General features: G+C 57.9%; 1 protein-coding gene. It reads right to left on the bottom strand.

Features of this window, described 5'->3' with window-relative positions:
- The coding region (locus tag AC0T7J_RS25410; RefSeq protein WP_473798570.1) for a hypothetical protein at positions 1-366 on the bottom strand (366 nt) is incomplete at its 3' end.
- Positions 367-420: the final 54 nt, after the last annotated feature.

The raw sequence follows: 420 nt of genomic DNA, 5'->3' as shown, positions 1-420 counted from the left end.
ATCGATACCCGCCTGGTTGGTCGCCGTCGCATCGCAGCCGCAATCGTCACCCAGCAGACTGAGCACATCCTGTTCGACGTCATAGACCGCCGGCCACTTGGCGTTCAACGCAGCGGTGAGTTCTTTTTTGCAGAAACCGCGCAACGATTGCAATCCGGCCAGATCCTTGGCCACTTTGAGCTGCAGGCGATGCAGCTCGCGAGCGGTCTGATCCAGCGTCGCCAGCGTGTCGGTCGAAGCCTTGAGCAAATAAGGCGGCAGACTTTTCTCCAGGGCCTCGGCCGTGTCGAGGTCTGCGGTGGCTTCCAGCAGCGTGCCGAGCACTGAAGATGGAGCAAGGTTTTGTTTCTGTTGCTGCACTGACATGGCAATAGTCCTTTATTGCTGTTGGGGCTTTCGACCTTAGCGATGGTGTGAATG

This window comes from Pantoea sp. E956-1, assembly GCF_982223955.1.
This window is presented reverse-complemented; position numbering and strand designations above follow the sequence as displayed.